At 64.6% G+C, this 19,276-nt stretch carries 14 protein-coding genes; 7 read left to right on the plus strand and 7 right to left on the minus strand.

Translation table 11 applies throughout. The annotated features are described in order from the left end of the window. Positions 1–32: 32 nt before the first annotated feature. Both RDCOP1_RS11710 and catA read right to left on the minus strand, forming a co-directional pair. Positions 33–1,160: a muconate/chloromuconate family cycloisomerase gene (locus RDCOP1_RS11710; protein WP_072700660.1), complete on the minus strand. Its 1,128-nt coding sequence runs from the start codon at positions 1,158–1,160 to the stop codon at positions 33–35. Next, entirely contained in the window at positions 1,160–2,011 is an 852-nt protein-coding gene (gene catA / locus RDCOP1_RS11715; protein ID WP_072700662.1) for a catechol 1,2-dioxygenase, read from the minus strand. The genes RDCOP1_RS11710 and catA overlap by 1 nt, the downstream gene beginning before the upstream one ends. A gap of 188 nt (positions 2,012–2,199) precedes the next feature. Between catA and RDCOP1_RS11720 the strand changes: the two genes are divergently transcribed. Further along, positions 2,200–2,994 (plus strand): IclR family transcriptional regulator domain-containing protein, encoded by a 795-nt coding sequence (locus RDCOP1_RS11720; protein ID WP_072700765.1) that lies wholly within the window; start codon positions 2,200–2,202, stop codon positions 2,992–2,994. A gap of 21 nt (positions 2,995–3,015) precedes the next feature. On the opposite strand, the gene RDCOP1_RS11725 is transcribed toward RDCOP1_RS11720, so the two are convergent. Then, positions 3,016–4,044 carry an LLM class flavin-dependent oxidoreductase gene (locus tag RDCOP1_RS11725; RefSeq protein ID WP_072700664.1) on the minus strand — a complete coding sequence of 343 codons (1,029 nt, stop codon included), beginning with the start codon at positions 4,042–4,044 and terminating at the stop codon, positions 3,016–3,018. A 194-nt stretch (positions 4,045–4,238) separates the two neighbouring features. On the opposite strand from RDCOP1_RS11725, the gene benA reads away from it, so the two are divergent. From benA to RDCOP1_RS11750, 5 genes are all read left to right on the plus strand, one after another. Next, the gene (gene benA, locus RDCOP1_RS11730; RefSeq protein WP_072700666.1) at positions 4,239–5,633 is read left to right on the plus strand and encodes a benzoate 1,2-dioxygenase large subunit; all 1,395 of its coding nucleotides are present in this window, start codon (positions 4,239–4,241) and stop codon (positions 5,631–5,633) included. Between the two features lie 13 nt (positions 5,634–5,646). Continuing rightward, entirely contained in the window at positions 5,647–6,150 is a 504-nt protein-coding gene (benB, locus tag RDCOP1_RS11735) for a benzoate 1,2-dioxygenase small subunit (RefSeq protein WP_072700668.1), read from the plus strand. Between the two features lie 32 nt (positions 6,151–6,182). Next, a complete protein-coding gene (gene benC / locus RDCOP1_RS11740; protein ID WP_072700670.1) occupies positions 6,183–7,799 on the plus strand; it encodes a benzoate 1,2-dioxygenase electron transfer component BenC in 1,617 nt (538 codons plus the stop codon). Continuing rightward, positions 7,796–8,596 carry a 1,6-dihydroxycyclohexa-2,4-diene-1-carboxylate dehydrogenase gene (locus RDCOP1_RS11745; RefSeq protein ID WP_072700672.1) on the plus strand — a complete coding sequence of 267 codons (801 nt, stop codon included), beginning with the start codon at positions 7,796–7,798 and terminating at the stop codon, positions 8,594–8,596. Before benC ends, RDCOP1_RS11745 begins: the two co-directional genes overlap by 4 nt. Positions 8,597–8,686: 90 nt before the next feature. Next, complete coding sequence (locus RDCOP1_RS11750) at positions 8,687–11,383, plus strand: helix-turn-helix transcriptional regulator (protein ID WP_072700674.1); 2,697 nt, start codon at positions 8,687–8,689, stop codon at positions 11,381–11,383. 30 nt (positions 11,384–11,413) lie between these two features. Here the strand turns inward: RDCOP1_RS11750 and RDCOP1_RS11755 are convergent, their stop codons facing one another. From RDCOP1_RS11755 to RDCOP1_RS11770, 4 genes are all read right to left on the minus strand, one after another. Further along, positions 11,414–13,837, minus strand: a complete 2,424-nt coding sequence (locus RDCOP1_RS11755; protein ID WP_072700677.1) for an ATP-binding cassette domain-containing protein — start codon at positions 13,835–13,837, stop codon at positions 11,414–11,416. A gap of 253 nt (positions 13,838–14,090) precedes the next feature. Beyond that, on the minus strand, positions 14,091–16,469 hold the full coding sequence (locus tag RDCOP1_RS11760) for a PEP/pyruvate-binding domain-containing protein (RefSeq protein WP_072700679.1): 2,379 nt from the start codon (positions 16,467–16,469) through the stop codon (positions 14,091–14,093). Then, positions 16,460–17,464: a TIGR03617 family F420-dependent LLM class oxidoreductase gene (locus tag RDCOP1_RS11765; protein ID WP_072700681.1), complete on the minus strand. Its 1,005-nt coding sequence runs from the start codon at positions 17,462–17,464 to the stop codon at positions 16,460–16,462. The genes RDCOP1_RS11760 and RDCOP1_RS11765 overlap by 10 nt, the downstream gene beginning before the upstream one ends. Continuing rightward, on the minus strand, positions 17,461–18,597 hold the full coding sequence (locus tag RDCOP1_RS11770; RefSeq protein ID WP_231922870.1) for an Rv3169 family protein: 1,137 nt from the start codon (positions 18,595–18,597) through the stop codon (positions 17,461–17,463). The genes RDCOP1_RS11765 and RDCOP1_RS11770 overlap by 4 nt, the downstream gene beginning before the upstream one ends. Positions 18,598–18,641: 44 nt before the next feature. Here RDCOP1_RS11770 and RDCOP1_RS11775 point away from each other — a divergent pair, with 44 nt between their 5' ends. After that, positions 18,642–19,241, plus strand: a complete 600-nt coding sequence (locus tag RDCOP1_RS11775; RefSeq protein ID WP_072700685.1) for a TetR/AcrR family transcriptional regulator — start codon at positions 18,642–18,644, stop codon at positions 19,239–19,241. The last annotated feature ends 35 nt before the right edge of the window (positions 19,242–19,276 follow it).

Genomic DNA, 19,276 nt, shown 5'->3' on the forward strand with positions numbered 1-19,276 from the left:
TGTGCCGGATTCGACAGCGCGTGGTTCGACGCTCAACCGCGCGCGTATTTCCGGACGACGTCCATGTCGAGTTCGACGCCCAGACCCGGACCTTCGGGCAGATGAACCTGGCCCTCGGAGTAGACGAGCGGGGTCTGTAGCAGTTCGACCGCGAACAGTTGCGGGCCGAACAGTTCCGTACCGTAGTCGATTCCCGGTTCGGAACACGCGAAGTGGATCGATGCGGCCGTGCCGATCGGACCCTCGATCGATGTTGCTCCGTGGCAACGCAGTCCGGCCGCCTTCGCAACGGCGACCACTTCCTTGCTGCGTTGCAGTCCCCCGCATTTGGTGGTCTTGAGCGCGATGACGTCGGCGGCACCGAGCTTGGCGACCTGGAATGCGTCATGCGGGGTCTGCACGGATTCGTCGGCCATCACCGGCGCCGAGACGCGGCGGTTGATCTCGGCGAGTACGTCGAGTTGTTCGGCGGGAGTAGGCTGTTCGATGAGCTCGACACCACCGTCGACGAGTTGCGGTACATGCCGTAACGCGGTGAAGCGGTCCCAGCGGGCATTGACGTCGATACTGAAGCCGACTTCACCGCCGAATGCTTCGACGATTCCGATCACCCGGTCGGTGTCGACCACCGGGTCGAGAGCACCCATCTTGAGCTTGAACGCGAAGTTCAGCCGCTCGTCCATCCTGCGGGTGACCTCGTCGACGATCTCGTCGAGGGGTGCGGCACCGAGCGCCCACCGTACGTCGACTCCGGTGCGGAAGGCGCCGCCCAGCAACGATGCGACGTTGATTCCGAGGCTGCGCGCCCACGCGTCGTGCATCGCCACATCGATTGCGGCCTTGGCGAACCGGGCGTTCGCGACGATGCGCTCGATGTCGACCATGACGCCGCTGATCTCGTCCACGCCACGACCGACGATGTAGGGGCCGAGGTAACGGTCGATGATCTCTTTCATGGTCTCGACGGATTCCCCGCCCCACCATGGTCCGCCGGGCACGACTCCTTCGCCGTGGCCGACCACGCCGCCTGCCGTGGTCACCGCGACGAGGAGGATCGGCTGGGTGTCCGACGTGGTGGTCGCGAACTTGTGGGGGCGGATCAACGGGATGTCGATGATCGTGGTGTCGACCGACACGATCGACAGTTCGGGGTCGGACATCAGGCCTCGGGATCGAGTACGAAGTTGTAGGTCACCTCGGCGACTCCGTCTTCGTTGGGCTGGGGGTCGAGGAGCAGTTCGGGCTTGACGGCGGCCGCGACGTCGTCCTCGACCCATTCTCCGCCCTTGAAATACAACTGGGTGGTGATCGCGCGCTTGCCGGGAGCTTTCACCATCAGGTGCAGGTGCGCGGGACGCCACGGGTGCCCGCCGTAGGATTCGACGAACCAGCCGGTGGGGCCGTCGGTCGGGATGCGGTACGGTGCCGGCTCCAGCGTCGTGATCTCGAAGCGGCCGTTCTCGTCGACCTCGACGGTGCCGCGAAGGTTCCATTCGGGGATTCCGGGAGCGAACTGCGAGTAGTAGCCGTCCTCGTCGGCGTGCCACAGTTCGACGGTTGCGCCCGGCAGTCCGTTGCCGTCGAGATCGGTCACCTGCCCCTTGAAGACGAGAGCCGGTGCCACCTTGTCCTTCTCACGCATCGGCATCGTGCACTTGGAGGGAAGTTTCGGTGAGTTCGGAACGTAGTAGGGACCCTCGATCGAGCCCTTCGTGCCGGCCAGCCGATTGCGGTCGTAGTGCACTTCCTCGATCTCGTGCTCGAGGAACACGTCGAGCCAGAGCGGCCATTCGCCGTACTCGCCGACGTCGATCATCCACTGCTTGAGCACCCGGTACTCGTCGTACGTGACCTCGTGCTCGTGGACGATCTTGTTGAACGCTGCAAACAGATCCTTGACGATCGCGGCGACGCGCTCGGGCGACGTATCGGACGACACTCGCTCACCCTTGAACTTGTCGGTGGCGGCGTTGCCGGATCCGGACGCGGTCGGGTTCTCCATCGTGGTCATGGACTCTCTCCTGAAGAGGTAGCAAACATGCGTCGACTGTGGGCGCCGGTGTCATCTGAGATGATCACCGAGTACGCTATGCGTACAGCCGAACCGCAGTGCGTACAACACATACTGTGGGTGGTGTCACAGCGCTTGTCAACACCGAGCACGAGAGACTCATGCAGAATCCGCAGGTAGGAGAACCGATGCCCGATACAGACCCAGGCAACTCCCGGAGTGACGACCGGGATTTCATCCAGAGCATCGAGCGCGGATTTGCGGTGCTGCACGCATTCGACGACCGGGACCCGAATCCGAGCCTCGCGGAGATCGCGGCCAAGACCCGGCTCTCGCGGCCCGCGGTGCGACGGATCCTCCTCACGCTCCAGAAGCTCGGCTATGTCACCGGCGAGGGCAGCCGCTGGTCGCTGACCCCACGGGTGCTGAGCATCGGGAACCACTACACCTCGTCACACGCCCTGGTCGACGCCGCCCTGCCGAAACTCGTCGAAATCGCCGACTACACCCACGAATCGGCATCGCTGGGAGTGCTGGACGGTTCCGACGTCGTATACGCCGCCCGCGTCCCGGTGCGTCGCATCATGAGCATCAACGTTTCCGTCGGCACCCGCGTCCCCGCCTACGCGACCTCGATGGGCCGCGCTCTCCTCGCATGGGCACCGCGCGAGACGGTCGACGCGGTCGTCGCAACGACGGAATTCGACAAGCTCACAGCCGCCACGATCGGTAGCGCCGACGAACTGGAGGCAGAACTCGAACGGGTCCGCGAGCTGGGGTACGCGCTCGCGACAGCAGAACTCGAAGACGGTCTCATCTCCCTGTCCGCGCCCGTGTTCGACGCGAGTTCGGCGGTCGTGGGAGTGCTGGCGTGTTCCACTTCGACGGCCAGACATTCCGCCGAGTCGTTCCGGGATCTTGCGGCGAAGTGCCTCGTGGACTGCGCTGACCGTCTCAGCGACGAACTGGGCCGCCGCAGGTGATACTGCCGGAAGGGTGCGCGATCACACGTCCTGCCCCTCACCCTGGAAGGCGGGGATCACCTCGTTCGCGAACAGTTCCGCGTATTCCATGAATCGTTCGGCGGGCAGCCCGGCCGGCATCATCATCATGAAGTGCTCGAACGGCATACGCTCCTGCATCTTCCGGAACTTGTCCACGGCACGGTCCGGCGTCACGATCTGCAGGATGCCACTGCGCTTGAACTGTTCGAGGCTCATGGGCTCGAGTACGGGATCGCTCATTCCGATCGCCTTGTCCTCGTCGAGCCAGGTGCCGTAGCTGTTGTTGATGTAGTGGTAGTAGGGCCCGAGTTCTTCCATCGCCTTCTCCGGGTCGTTCGCCACCACGAAGAACAGTCCCTGGATGCGGACACGGCCCGTCGCCGGATCCTTGCCCTGCTGCCTCAACTTCTCGGCGTAGAGATCGCCGAACTCCTCGTTACCGAAGTAGCCGTCGGCGTACCTCGCCACGCGCTCGAGTGCCTTGTCTGCGAAACCCCCGATATAGAGCGGAATCGCGCCTCGCGGTGACAACGGCGTGATTTTGGCGTCCTTCACTGTGAAATGCCGTCCTTCGAAATTCACGGTCTCGCCGGCCCACAACGCGTGGACGATCTGCAGAAATTCGTCGAAGCGCCTGCCCCGCGTGGTGAAATCCAGGCCGAGCCCGTCGTACTCGCGACGCCGGTAGCCGAGCCCCAAGGCCATCTCTGCCCGGCCACCCGAGATGATGTCGAGAACCGCAGTGTCCTCGGCGAAGCGGACCGGATGGTAAAGCGGCGCAAGGGCGACGGCCGAGCCGAGCCGGAGCGTGCTGGTACGCGCCGCGACGGCCGCCAGCGTCAACAACGGCGAAGGCTGGTAACCGTCGTCCGCCCCGTGGTGCTCGGGCACCCATGCTCCGCTGAAGCCGACGGTCTCACTCCAGGCGATGACGTCGAGCGTTTCGGCGTAGAGGTCGTTCCAGGGACGCTCCCACTCGGGCGGATTACGAAAGTCGTAGAGATAGCCGAATGTCAGCTTGCGAGTCATCGTGAGCCCCTCACACCTCGTGGAGTGAGCACCATATGGCAATCATCATAAGGATTGCAATCCTTACTCGTTCCCCTCGCGTCGGCGCCGCGAGCTGCGGAGGTCCTAGGTATCCCTAGGCATCTGCCCAGTGTGACCCGCGCCACACTCTGTCATCGTTGAGCTACGGCACAAGCCCCTTACCTGGAGGAACCATGACCGAATCGCTGGACCACGTGCAAGCAGCGTTGACGGGGGCGCTGGTCGAAGACCCGTCCACCGGACGCCACCAGATCCGTCGCGATGTGTTCACCGACGAGGAGATCTTCGAACTCGAGATGAAGCACATCTTCGAAGGGAACTGGGTCTATCTCGCGCACGAGAGTCAGGTTCCGAACGTCGGGGACTATTTCACCACGTACATCGGCCGCCAGCCCGTGGTCATCAGCCGCGACAAGGAAGGCGAACTGCACTGCCTCATCAACGCGTGCAGCCACCGCGGCGCGATGCTGTGCCGCCGCAAGACCGACAATCGCACGACCTTCACGTGTCCCTTCCACGGGTGGACGTTCCGGAACAACGGAAAGCTGTTGAAGGTCAAAGATCCTCGCGACGCCGGCTACCCCGAGCAGTTCAACACCGACGGCAGCCACGACCTGCGCACCGTCGCGCGTTTCGAAAACTACCGGGGATTCCTCTTCGGGAGCCTCAACCCGGACGTGCCCTCCCTCGAGGATCACCTCGGCGACACCACGAAGATCATCGACATGATCGTCGATCAGTCTCCCGAAGGCCTCGAGGTTCTGCGCGGATCATCCACCTACACGTACGACGGAAACTGGAAGTTGCAGGCAGAGAACGGAGCCGACGGCTACCACGTCTCGGCGACGCACTGGAACTACGCCGCGACCACAGCTCGGCGTACAGCCGGTGAATCGACCAACGAGACCAAGGCGATGGATGCCGGCACGTGGGGCAAGCAGGGCGGCGGTTACTACTCGTTCGACCACGGCCACCTGCTGCTGTGGATGTGGTGGGGCAACCCGGAAGACCGTCCGCTGTATCCGCGCAGAGACGCCCTCGCCGCCGAATTCGGCGAAAAGAAAGCCGAATTCATGGTGGGCGCATCGCGCAACCTCTGCCTCTACCCCAATGTGTATCTGATGGACCAGTTCTCGTCGCAGATCCGGCACTTCCGCCCGATCTCCGTCGACAAGACCGAGGTGACCATCTATTGCATCGCGCCCAAGGGCGAAGGCCCCGAAGCACGCACCAACCGCATCCGTCAGTACGAGGATTTCTTCAACGCCACAGGGATGGCGACCCCGGACGACCTCGAAGAGTTCCGCTCCTGCCAGAAGACCTACCTGGCAACGGCGGCACCGTGGAACGACATGAGTCGCGGTGCCACCCATGTGCAGACCGGGCCGGACGAGGTCGCCACCGACCTCGGTATGACGAAGGTCCTCTCCAGTGGCGTGAAGACCGAAGACGAGGGTCTGTATCCGATCCAGCACGGTTACTGGCTCGAATCGATGCGCAGAGCAGTGGAATCCGAACGCGCCGGAGTCGAACCTGCCGCCGCCGGCACCTCGACCGCGACGCTCTGAGAGGACCGAAACCATGACTGTCGTGAACGAAGTGACGCAGACCGACGTCGAGCGGTTCCTCTACCGGGAGGCACGCCTGCTCGACGACCGTGAATTCGAGCGGTGGCTCGAGTGCTACCACCCGGACGCCGAGTACTGGATGCCCGCCTGGGACGACGCCGGCAAGATCACGGAAGATCCGCAAACCGAGATCTCGCTGATCTACTACTCGAACCGCGGTGGCCTCGAAGACCGTGTCTTCCGCATCCGCACCGACCGCTCCTCGGCCACCTCCCTGCCCGAACCCCGCACCGGACACAACATCACGAATGTGGAAGTCCTCGAGCGGCGCGGCACAGAGATCGACGTCCGGCACAACTGGTTCTCGCTGTACTTCCGGTACAACACCACGGACACGTACTTCGGTACGACCTTCCTGACGCTCGACGTATCCGGCACCGACCCGGTGATCAGGAAGAAGAAGATCATCCTGAAGAACGACTACATCCACCACATCGTCGACATCTATCTCGTCTAGATGTACCCCGAACACGAAAGGAGGCAGATGTCATGACATTTCAGGTGGCATTGAGCTTCGAGGACGGGGTCACCCGCTTCATCAAGGTCGCTCCGAACGAGACGGTCGCCGACGCTTCGTACAAGGCACGCATCAACATTCCCCTCGACTGCCGCGACGGCGCGTGCGGCACATGCAAGGCGTTCTGCGAATCCGGAAGTTACGACGGCGGCGACTACATCGAAGACGCCCTCACCGACGAGGAAGCCGAGGAAGGCTACTGCCTCCCGTGCCAGATGATGCCCGAATCCGACCTCGTGGTGCAGATCGCCGGCACGTCCGAAGTCGCGAAGACCGCCGCCGCGTCGTACACCGCAACCGTCACCGGGCTACGTCGCTACTCCGAAACGGTCGTCGGACTCGACGTCGACGTCGACAACCGCGACGACCTGGTGTTCCTACCCGGGCAGTACGTGAACATCGCGGTTCCCGGCAGCGACGACGGTACGGGCAAACCCGCGACCCGCTCGTACTCGTTCAGCGCGGGACCGTACGAGAACTCCCTGTCGTTCCTTGTGAAGATCACCGACGGGGGCCTGATGTCCGGATATCTGCGCGACCGCGCCCAGGTGGGCGACATGCTCGACTTCACCGGCCCGTTCGGCAGTTTCTTCCTCCGCGAACGCAAGCGTCCGGCGCTGTTGCTGGCCGGCGGTACGGGACTCGCGCCGTTGCTGTCGATCCTGTCGAAGATCCGGACCGAGGACCCGGGCCATCCGGTGCACCTGGTCTACGGAGTGTCCTCCGACCGCGATCTGGTCGAACTCGACACGCTCGAAGAACACATGCGGTCGCTGCCGGGCTTCACCTTCGACTACTGCGTCTCCGACCCGAACTCGACTGCGCCCCACAAGGGCTATGTGACGAGCCTGGTCGAGCCGGAACATCTCAACGGCGGGGATGTCGACATCTACCTCTGCGGCCCCCCACCCATGGTGGAATCGGTGCGAACACACCTGTCGGACAACGGGATCTCACCGACGAACTTCTACTTCGAGAAGTTCAACGCGTCCGCGACCCCGGCCGGGGCGCCCGCAGCCGGACCGACGGACGCCGAGAGGGCCGCGGCGGAAAAGGCCGCTTCCGAAACCGGGCGTCCCGTCGTGCTCGACAACCCTGCCCCCGGCAACTACGAGATCGGTGAGGAACACCCGCCCGTCGCCGAATCGGACGAGCAGTTCGATGCCCGGATGGCGCTCGAACTCGGCGTCGTGGAACTGACCATCGGTCGGCTGACCCCCGAACAACTGGTGGAGTTCCGGATCCTCGCGGAAGCCTCCGGTGCCTCCATCGAAGGCGACCGCTTCACCGACGCGTCCGCTTTCACCGACACCAACGCCGCCTTCCACGAGTTCCTGTTCCGGTGCTGTACCAACCCGGTACTGCTCGAGGCCTACAACCAGCTCGAAGTGACACAGTTGATGAAACAGGTTCTGCGGGATTCCTATTGGGTCGAGTCCCACATCGTCGACGAGCATCTCGAGATCGTCGACGCGTTCGAGCGAGGAGACAAGAGCGCGGCCCGCGATCTCGTCGTCGCCCATTCCCGGCACGCCAAGGAAACGATGCGGCGGGCTATCGCCGACGGCGTCGCAGCAGGTGCGAAATGACGAACACATCCCGGGTTTTCCCGGGCCGGTTCGACGGTCGTTGCCTGACGATCACCGGCGCGGCACAAGGAATCGGACTCGCCGTGGCTACACGCATCGCCCGGGAGGGTGGCGAGGTGATGCTCGTCGACCGTGCCGACCTCGTTCACGAGGTCGCCGGCCGACTGCGGGATTCCGGCAGTAAAACGCGGTCGGTGACTGCCGACCTGGAAACCTTCGAGGGTGCGGAGCACGCGGTGACGGCCTCGGTGCAGGCGATGGGCCGGCTCGACGTTCTGATCAACGTCGTCGGGGGCACGATCTGGGCCAAACCGTACGAGCACTACACGCCGGCCGAGATCGAGCAGGAGATCCGCCGTTCACTGTTCCCGACCTTGTGGATGTGCCGGGCCGCCGCCCCGCACCTGATCGACCGGCGCGCGGGGACCATCGTCAACGTGTCGTCGGTAGCGACTCGAGGTGTCAACCGCGTGCCGTACGCCGCGGCGAAGGGCGGGGTCAACGCCGTCACGGCGTCACTCGCGCTCGAACTGGCCGGATACGGAATCCGGGTGGTTGCGACCGCTCCCGGCGGCACCACGGCCCCCGAACGCCGTATTGCCCGCGGCCCGTCGCCTGCCGGCGAACGGGAGACCCAGTGGTACCAGCAGATCGTCGACCAGACCATCGACTCCTCCCTGTTGAAGAGGTACGGGACGCTGGACGAACAAGCCGCGGCCATCGCCTTCCTGGCTTCCGACGAGGCCTCCTACATCACCGGCACGGTGCTGCCCGTCGCCGGTGGCGATCTCGGATAGCCCGCGGCGAGCCAAGGCGTCACCGGAGCATTCCGCCGGGATGAAACGAGTCCGGACACCGGCCCACCGCCGCCCCGCTACCGTGGAGCTGTGAGCGACACCACACAGACGATCGGGCGGGAACCTGAACTGGCACAGCTCGAACAGTTGCTTGCCGATGCGCGGGCGGGGACTCCCGCACTGGTGCTCGTCGAGGGGCCTGCCGGGATCGGAAAATCCACGCTCGTCGAGCATTTCATCGGTGCCCACAAAGACATCGCGGTGCACACGGCTTCCGGTGCGGCGTGGGAATCCGGTCACCGGTGGGGGGTACTCGAACAGCTGACCGATGTCCCCGCGCACGACGCGGTCGGCGTCGCGCACGCCTATCTAGATCAGATCGACGGGCCGACCGTCATCGTGGTCGACGATGCGCAATGGTCGGATCCCGAATCGCTGCAAGCGCTCTCGTCGACGATCAGGCGTGCGGGCGAGCGCCCGTTGCTCATGCTGTGGGTCATCCGCGATGTCCTGCCCGACGACGTTCTCGATGCCACCGCACAGGTGCTCACCACCGCCGGTCACACCCGCACGGTTCGCCTCGGGCCGCTGACCGCCGCAGATCTGGCGCGCCTCGCCTTGCACCGCACCGGCGTCGAACTGTCGGCGTGGACTCTGCAGCAGTTGCACGACCACACCCGCGGCAACCCGTCCTGGGTGTTGCAGTTGCTCGACGAAACCCCGCGCGAGCAGTGGCACCGGTGGCAGGCCCGGCTTCCCGCACCACGCCGGCAGACCGGCGCCGTCCGTCGCGCGCTGACCTCGTGCGGACCGGACACCCGTGCTCTCGTCGAATCGGCGGCCGTCCTGGACAGCACCGATTCGCTCGCGCTCGTCTCAGCACTCGCCGAGCTCGACGACCCCACCGGCGCGCTCGACGAATCACACACCCTCGGGTTGCTCTCGATGCGGGAGCAACGGGGGGTGGTGTCGCTGACCTTCCCGGATCCGCTTACCCGCGCAGCCGTCGCCGACGAGATCGGACCCGCACGATGGCATGCGCTCCACGCCCGCGCCGCGACGCTCGTCGACGACGAGGGCGAAGCCCTGTTCCACCTCGTGTCCGCGACACCGACAGCGGACGAGGAACTGGCACACCGTCTCGACGATTACGCCCAGCGACGTGCCGCCGAGGGCGCCTGGTCCCAGGCCGCCGACGCCTTTATTACGGCAAGCCGGATCACTCCGGAGAGAACGCTGCGCCTGCAGCGGATGGTTCGCGGCGTCGACGCGTTGACCGGCGCCGCCGACCTGCCTCAGGCGCAGGCGTTCGTGCCCGAGATCGAAAGCATGCCCAGTGGGCCCATGCGCAACGCCGTCCTCGGTTACCTCGCCGTGCAGCGTGGTCGCGCGGCAGAGGCTCACCAGCTGCTGAACGAGGCATGGTCACTGGTCGACGCGGTCGCCGAGCCGGAACTGGCCGCCATGATCTGCCAACGCCTGGTGCTGCATTCGCTCGCCCGGTTGCAGGGCGACGAAGTCGTTGCGTGGGCCGACCGCGCCTCGAACCTGCTCCCGGCCGACGAGCCGCCCGTGGTCGAGTCGCAGGCGATCCGCGGCCTCGGCATGGCGATGACCGGACGGAGCGACGACGCACGCTCGTCGTACACGTCTCTGTCCGAGAGCATCCGGCTCGGCCCGCAGAGTCAGCGCATCCGCATGGCCCAGGGATGGCTTGCGCTGGCGCTCGACCGTCCGGACTGGGCGCGCAGTGAACTGGAAGCAGCAGAGCCGACCACCCTGCGCGGCGGATCGCTGCGGATCTCCCTGTGGGCACAGGCGTGGCTCGCCCGCACGCAATTCACCCTCGGAGCGTGGTCGGACGCCATCCGCACCGTCGACCGCGCGGCGGTGCAACTCGACGCGACCGGGCTCGACCTCCTCCGTCCGCTCGTGCACTGGACCGGCGCCCAGGTCCACGCACTCCGCGGAAACTGGACCGAAGCGCACGCGCACCTTCGCATGGGCCGGGCCGGGCCGATCGACTACGCCCTGATGCTCGTCCCGTCATGTTTGGCGGCGGCCCAATTCGCTGAGACAACCTCGTCGTACGCCGAAGTCCTGCGGAACCTCGAACCCCTTGTCGCGATGAAGCACAGAGACGCGATCGACGAACCCGGGATGTGGCCGTGGGCGGACCTGTACGGCAACGCTCTCGTGATGACCGGCCGTGTCGACGAGGCGGACACGTTCCTCCGTCCACACGAGGAACGCGCCGCAGATCGCGGGCACCTGTCGGCGCAGGCGCGCCTCGGTTATGTACGGGGCCGGATTCAGGGCTCCCGCGGGGACATCGACGCCGCCGTCGAGTCGTTCGAGTCCGCGCTGGATCGGATTGCTACTCTGCCTCTTTCGTACGATCGCGCGCGAATCAACTTCGCTTACGGCCAGACGTTGCGGCGGGCAGCGCGACGACGCGACGCCGACGCCGTGATCCGGACTGCCAGGGATATCTACGCGACGCTCGGCGCCACGTCGTATGTGGAGCGCTGCGATCGCGAACTCAAAGCCGGCGGACTCAAGACGGACTTGGAGCAGGTCGGTCACCATCGCACCGACCTGACCGCCCTCACTCCACAGGAGCGCGCTGTGGCGGCACTGGTTGCGGCGGGCCACACCAACAAGGAAGTCGCCGGCGAACTGTTCCTGTCCGTGAAGACCGTTCAGTACCACCTCACTCGCGTGTACTCGAAGTTCGGCATCCGGTCGCGCAGCGAACTCGCAGCGCGATTCCGGGGGGAAGAGTGAATCCCCCTCCCACCCATAGTGCTTCGCGAATTACGCCCCCACGTACTCGGCGAGATGCTTGCCGGTGAGCGTCGAACGGTCGTCGACCAGTTGCTGTGGTGTTCCCTCGAACACGATCCGGCCGCCGTCGTGGCCGGCACCGGGACCGAGGTCGATGATCCAGTCGGCGTGTGCCATCACAGCCTGGTGATGTTCGATGACGACCACCGATTTCCCGGAATCCACCAGCCTGTCGAGGAGGCCGAGCAGGTTTTCGACGTCGGCGAGATGCAACCCCGACGTCGGTTCGTCGAGGATGTAGACGTCGCCCTTCTCCCCCATGTGCGTGGCAAGCTTGAGTCGCTGCCGTTCGCCACCGGAAAGGGTGGTGAGCGGCTGACCGATCTTGATGTAGCCGAGTCCGACGTCGGCGAGACGCGTGAGGATTTTGTGCGCTGCCGGAAGAGCGACACCACCTGTGGACTTCCCGTCCCCGCTGCCCTTCTGCCCACCGCCGAAGAACTCCTCGGCTTGTGCGACCGACATGTTGAGCACCTCGTCGATGTCCTTGCCGCCGAGGTCGTACTCGAGCACCTCGGCCATGAATCGCTTGCCCTCGCACACCTCGCAGGGCGCCGATACCCCTGCCATCATCGCCAGGTCCGAGTACACGACTCCGGCCCCGTTGCAGTTCGGGCACGCCCCTTCGGAATTGGCGCTGAACAGCCCCGGTTTGACGCCGTTCTCCTTGGCGAACGCCTTCCGGATCGGTTCGAGCAGACCGGTGTAGGTGGCGGGGTTGCTCCGCCGCGAACCCTTGATCGCCCCCTGATCGATGGAGACCACGCCGTCGCGCGGAGCCACCGAACCGCGGATGAGGGAACTCTTGCCTGACCCGGCGACGCCGGTCACCACGACGAGCACCCCCAGCGGGATGTCCACATCGACGTTGCGGAGGTTGTGGGTGTCGGCGCCGCGAACCTCGAGCGCGCCCGCCGGAGTACGCACCGACGATTTCAGTGAGGCGCGGTCGTCGAAATGCTTTCCGGTGAGAGTGCCGCTCGAGCGCAATTCGTCGACCGTGCCCTCGAACACGATCTTGCCACCCTCCGTGCCCGCGCGGGGACCGAGATCGACAACGTGGTCGGCGATCGAGATCGCTTCCGGTTTGTGCTCGACGACCAGGACGGTGTTGCCCTTGTCGCGCAGTTGCAGCAGCAGATCGTTCATCCGTGCGATGTCGTGCGGGTGCAAGCCGATGGTCGGTTCGTCGAAGACGTACGTGACATCCGTGAGCGATGACCCGAGATGCCGAATCAGCTTGGTGCGCTGAGCTTCACCACCGGACAGCGTGCCCGCTGGACGGTCGAGCGCGAGGTATCCCAGACCGATATCGACGAACGAATCGAGGGTGTCGCCGAGGGACTTCAACAGCGGGGCCACGGAAGGTTCGTCGAGACCACGGATCCACTCGGCGAGGTCGCTGATCTGCATCGCACATGCGTCGGCGATGCTTTTCCCGTCGATCTTCGACGACCGGGCCGCCTCGCTGAGCCGCGTGCCGTCACATTCGGGGCACGTCTGGAAGGTGATCGCACGATCGACGAACGCCCGGATGTGGGGTTGCATCGCCTCCCGGTCCTTCGACAGCATCGATTTCTGGATCTTCGGTATGAGCCCCTCGAACGTGACGTTGATGCCGTCGACCTTGATCCTCGTCGGTTCCTTGTAGAGCAGGTCGTTCAGTTGCTTCTTCGTGAACTTCGCGATCGGCTTGGTGGGGTCGAAGAATCCGCTACCGCGGTAGATGCGCCCGTACCAGCCGTCCATGGTGTAGCCGGGGATGGTCAGCGCACCCTCCTCGAGCGATTTGGTCTCGTCGTACAGCGCCGTCAGGTCGAAGTCGGAGACCTTGCCCATTCCTTCGCAGCGTGGGCACATGCCTCCGGTGACGCTGAAACTCCGCCGTTCCTTCACCGTCCTCCCGGATTTCTCCACGGTGACCGCTCCAGCCCCGCTGATCGAGGCGACGTTGAAGGAGAACGCCTGTTGCGAACCGATGTAGGGCTTGCCCAGGCGGCTGAACAGGATACGCAACATGGCATTCGCGTCGGTCGCGGTACCGACGGTGGATCGGGGGTTCGCGCCCATGCGCTCCTGGTCCACGATGATCGCCGTCGTCAGACCCTCGAGAACGTCGACGTCGGGCCGCGCCAGGGTCGGCATGAAGCCCTGCACGAAGGCGCTGTACGTCTCGTTGATCATCCGCTGCGATTCGGCCGCGATCGTCGCGAATACCAGCGAACTCTTGCCGGACCCCGAGACACCCGTGAACACGGTCAACCGCCGTTTCGGGATCTCGAGGCTGATGTCCCGAAGATTGTTCTCGCGTGCGCCGTGTACGCGGATCCGGTCGTGGCTGTCGGCGGGGTGGGTCCGGGACGAACCGGATTTATCTCGCGTGGCAGAGCTCATGGGTCTCCATCCGTCCGGCGACACCCCGGCGTCCTGGACCAGGGGCCTAACGTATGTATAGCAAAAGTGTGGCGCGCCCCGGGGGAACCCGCGCGACTGCTCGTTCTCGACGACATGGGTACCGCCCTGCCGCACGTAGCAGCAGACCAGGTCGCTGCCGCCGTTCTCACCCTATGACCGCCCGACGCAGCAATATTCGTGATACCGATGACTCGGGCTCAGTTCTCCAGGCAGTCCTCGTTCAGCGTATGAATCACGGCTGGTCGAGACGGGTGACCACACCTCGGTCTCCATCCACGCGTACACGGTCGCCGGTCTCGAGCGATTGGGTGGCCACCAAGGTGTTCACGACGCAGGGCAAGCCGAATTCGCGGGCCACCACAGCGCCGTGGGACACCGAGCTGCCGATGTCGGTGACCAGCGCCGCGATGACGGTGAAGTACGGCGTCCACCCGACGTCGGTCACCGGCGTCACGAGGATCTCCCCCTGCTGCAGCTCGCGCGCATCGAACATCGATTTTGCTACCCGCACAACACCTTCCACAGTCCCGCGACTTGCGGGTCGGCCGATGATCTCATTGCCCGTGACACCTGGCGCAGGCCGGGCGATCAGCGGGGTCGGTCGTCCGACAGACACATCGTCGAACTCGAGAGAGTTCTGGAACGCCAGCGCTTCCCGACGCTTCAGCGCACTCTGCACGAGACCGGTGATGTCTTCCGAACCGACGACCCGTGTCAATTCGGCACGGTCGAAAAAGAACACCAGATCAGAGTCAGGCAGTCGCCCGGTCTCGGCCAGCACCTCACCGAGGTGGCGGTAGCCCAATTTGAGCGCATGCGCCATGAGCACCATCTTCGATTTCGTTTCCTCGCGCCCGCGCGCGCCGCCCTGTGCCAACCGGGCAAGAAATCTGATGGTGAAGGATCTGGGTGCTTCGACGTGGGTGCTTGCCGATTCACGACGAGTCGGATCGAGCGCCGAACGGACCATCACCTGCATCATCGCGCCCAGCCCTTCAGGATCCTCGGCCCAGGAGGGGTCACGCATGCACAACTCGCGGTAACCGCGATGACCGTGACGGGTCAAGAACTGTCTCAACGCTGCGCCGTCGGCGCTTCGTGTGGACTGCAGCTGGCTGACCGCGGCGTCCGGCTCTGCTGCCGCGAACTGCTCGGCGGCCCCGTCGGTGGCGGCTATGGCGCGTACCACCGAGTCGAGCTCCACGAGCATCATCGCGCTCTCGACATCGGAGGCTCCGGCCATGAGCCGGGTTGCCTCGGCACGACCCTCGTCCTCGGTTCGTCCGTTCTTCACCGCTCTTCTCATCAGGACACTTTCGAGAATGTTGGCCGCAACCGCCGCGCGCGACGACGACCGCACATGTGTCAGCGTGATGTCGCAATATTGCTGCACGCCAGATTCCAACTGACACATCACGCGCCGTGGGTCGTCGCTGGTCGGGATGTGAAACTCGGCGATCTGATCTTCGAGCCGCCGAATCGCGGGGCCGGCGGACAACGCGTAAGCGGTAAGCCGGACCGTGTTGATCAGCCTGTGCACAAAAGGTTTCGGGGGTTTCGGCTTCAGCTCGTCGACCACCCGCCCGCAGATCGAGGTGGAGAACTGCTCCAGCGAATTGCCCAGGAGTCCAGAGCTCAGAGCTGTTCCCTCGGTCAGGTTCAGAAACATGTGGCCATGGAAGTAGCCCACCTGTAGCCACGGCTTCTCGTAGCTCTGCTGTGCCCGCGCCACCACCTGCGTCATCTGCATCGCGTAGTCGATGGCAAAGCCGGAGACCGATGCGGTCAACGGGCAGAATGCACCCGGCATCATCTCGCCGATGTTGCAGCGCGTGTACACGTGGTCTGCGCCCGCAAGAGGCGAATCCATCTCGGCCAGATCGCCGGGCAGGTTGGTGATCGGTCGAGCCTGCAGCCACCACAGTTTGCCGGATTGGTCGATCGCCCACTCGAGATCCATCGGCCTGCCCCAATGTTGCGCAGCACGCAGGGCACCGGACCTGATATCGGTGACCTCATCCGGCGACAAGACCGGCACCTCACCGACGTCGCGAACGGCCGGGTTACCGTCCGAATCCAGGACAATGTGGTCTGAGGACGCCGTACCGTCGACGAGCGCTTCACCGAGACCAGCGACGGCGTCGATCACCGTGAGGTCACGCCGGCCGGTCGCCGGATCTGCTGTGAACACAACGCCGGCGGCGCGCGCGTCCACCATATGCTGCACCACCAGATGCATGGTGGCGGTGGGTTTCCCGCTGTAGGCCGCGACGCGTCGCGAACGCACGGAGGCAGCGCACCTCTGCACGGCCGCGGCGAAGTCATCGACGGAGTTCACGCCCAGCACGGTGTCGTATTGTCCGGCGAACGACTGGTCGCCGCCGTCTTCCCCGACTGCCGAGGACCTGACGGCCACTGGTACAGCACCGACTGCGGCCATGCGCGAGAACCATTCCCCGACATCATCGATGCTGACCCACTCGGCAGCATCAGCAAGGACGAACCCCACCGGTACCGGAAGTCCGAGGCGGCGCAACTGCGCGAGTCCGGCCGCTTTGCCGCCGTAGCGGTCATCGGTGACCTCGTCGAATTCGATTGCGGTCAAGGGCATGATGATCCCCCCAATGCGTCGACGATTTCGGCGAGCGCCTCGACCTCGATAGGACCCGGTTGATACAGGCAAATCCGGTCCGACACACCGTCGACGCGATCACGGATGTGCGCGGCGACCTCTTTCGGGGTTCCGCACGCAGCGATGGTGTGCAGTATGTCGTCGTCGATCAACGAGGCCATCTCCCGCCAGCGGCCCTGCTTGGACATCGCGTTGAGTGCGGGTTGCAGATCGCCCCAGCCGTGGGCGTCGAGCACCGGCCGGTAGGCCGGGGTGGAGCCGTAGAACGCCAGCAGCATCCGGGTCGAGGCATGGTCGTCGTCCCGTCCGGTACCCACCGACACGATGACCTCGGGCACCACCTCGAAGTCGTCTTCGCTGCGGCCGGCAGCCGCCAGCCCGTCGCGAACGGCCGGCAGCGTCGTCTCGTGCAGGAACCGCTTCGATCCGAAAGGCATCACCAACAGACCGTCGGCCACTTCTGCGGTGGCTTTGGTCAGCCGAGGCCCGAGCGCGCCGAGATAGATCGGCGGCGGACCGAACGGGTTCGGCCCGGGCACGAAGGTCGGTGTCATCAAGGTATGGCGGTAGAACTCACCGCGGAAGTCCAGTCGCTGCCCCTCATTCCACGTCGCGAAGATCGCGCGCAACGCCCCCACCAATTCCTTCATTCGCGCGACCGGATGATCGAACTGTGTGCCGTAGCGCTTCTCGATCTGCGCCCGCACCTGTGTGCCCAGACCCAGGATGAACCGCCCCTCGCTGAGCAGTTGCAGATCGTTGGCCTGGTGGGCAAGTTGAATTGGATTGCGGGGGAATGCGATCGCGACGTTCGACATCACGTCGAGACCCTTGACCGAAGACGCCAACACCAGAGGCGTGAACACGTCGAACGGTCCCTCGAAGGTGAATACACCGGATGCACCGGCTTCCTTGAGCACTTGCGCGCGTTCGACCGCATCCGTGGGCCCGAACAGGGCTGTCACGATCTTCACTGAAGCGGCGCCCGAGCCGCGACGTCTGTCCAGTCGGAGAAGCCCGACGGGTGGTGCGGGCCGATCACACCGTGCTCGAACAAGCCCGCACCTTCGCGGACCGTCCCGTCGGCTTCAGTGCACACAGCTTTGCCGACGTGGTCGATGAGACTGAAGGGCGCTCGGGCCATCACCTCCGGGTCCGTGAGGTCGAAGCTGACGCGTTCGGCGAAGGGGCCACCCTTCCAGCTGCCGTGTGCCCACGAGGAGTCGCCTCCGTACCCCGACCCGAAAGCAATAGGCGCGAACAACTTCGACTCGACATCCAGCTGAATTCGGTCCCCTGCACGGTTCATGAACTCGACATGGGCGCCCCGGGGAATCCTGGTTCCGGTCCGGTAGTCGATGGTGGCGCGCACTCCGTCGAGTTGTTCGATGCGCCCGTCCCGCCAGCGGCGCGTGCAGTCGTAGAGGCTACGGTGGCCGTCGGAATCCTCTTGCAGGATCAAGAAGAGTTGATAGTCGTCGAAGGCCAAGGGTAGGTAGAGCCACCACATTCCGGCAAACGAAGCGTCCGGCCGGCCGGTTGGCTCAGCCTCACCGACAGGTCTGATCCCCCACGATCGGTCACGGCTCGCCACGCTGGTGTCATGACTGACTTCGAGCCGTTCGCCGTCGACATCGATCCACCCCTCCCAGGACCCGACCTGGGCGAAGCGACACGCCTGCAGAGTCACTCGCCGCTCGGTGAGCATCTCGTGCGGCTTCTCCAGCGCAGCAGGAAACAGTCCGCGCCATGTGAGGTCTGCGGAAATACCCTCGGTCTGTGCCAGTGTCAGGTGCAGCTGCTGCAGTGGCTCGACTACTTCGAGACAGTAGCCGTTGACGTTCTGGTGAAAGCGGTCGTCGTCGATGGCGTCGCTGAGGTGAAGCGCGGTCTGCATATCGCCGCGGCGGATGACGAAGTAGGCGTCTTTCACGCCGAGGCGCGGGTAGTAGCCGACTCCGGTGAGCGCCATGAAGCGGCCCTCCCGATCGAGCACGTTGAAATACGACCGGTCGTAGAAGTTTCGATCAGACGTGGTCGGCCACGTCAACGGCAGAGGTGCCTGATGGATCGGATACTCGTCGAGCGGACTCAAGTTCACAGGCACTCCCTCAAATACGATGCAGATCGTATTGGAATTACGGTGAAGTCATGACAGCAGAAAGCCCAAAGGATGGCAAGAGGTCTGCGCAGCCGTCGCCGGGACGGCCGCGCGACAGCAGGATTGATGCCTCGATCATTGCCGCCACCCGCGAATTGATCATCGATACGGGCTATTCCGCGTTGTCGTTGTCGGCAATCGCCGCGCGCGCCGGGACCACCACCGCTGCCATCTACCGGCGATGGTCGGGCAAGGCGCAACTTGTCCACGAGGCAGTGCTTTCTGCCGAAACGATTCCCATGCCGGACGATTCGGGAGATATCCGCAATGCAATCAGGGTTCTGGTCGAGACGATCCGGGTCATCTTCGACCGGCCTGAGGTGCGATCGGCATTGCCGGGTCTGATCGCCGACACCGTTGCCGACCCGGAATTGCACAACATGATGATCGCGCGATTGGCCGGGAATCTGACCGCATTCGAGTCTCGCTTCGGTCAGGAGCGTCGCGACGACGACCGATTACCCATGCTCGTGGAGGTGGTCGCGGGGACCGCGATTTTCCGCATCTTGATCCGCCGGGACGCCGCCCTCGACGACACCTGGGTGAACGAGATGACCGAGATGATCACCGGGCGCTGGCCCCCCGCGTGACGGAACCACTCGCCGTATCAGTCGATCAAGCCCGC

It is taken from the genome of Rhodococcus coprophilus NBRC 100603, assembly GCF_001895045.1.
Classification (GTDB): Bacteria; Actinomycetota; Actinomycetes; order Mycobacteriales; family Mycobacteriaceae; genus Rhodococcus; species Rhodococcus coprophilus.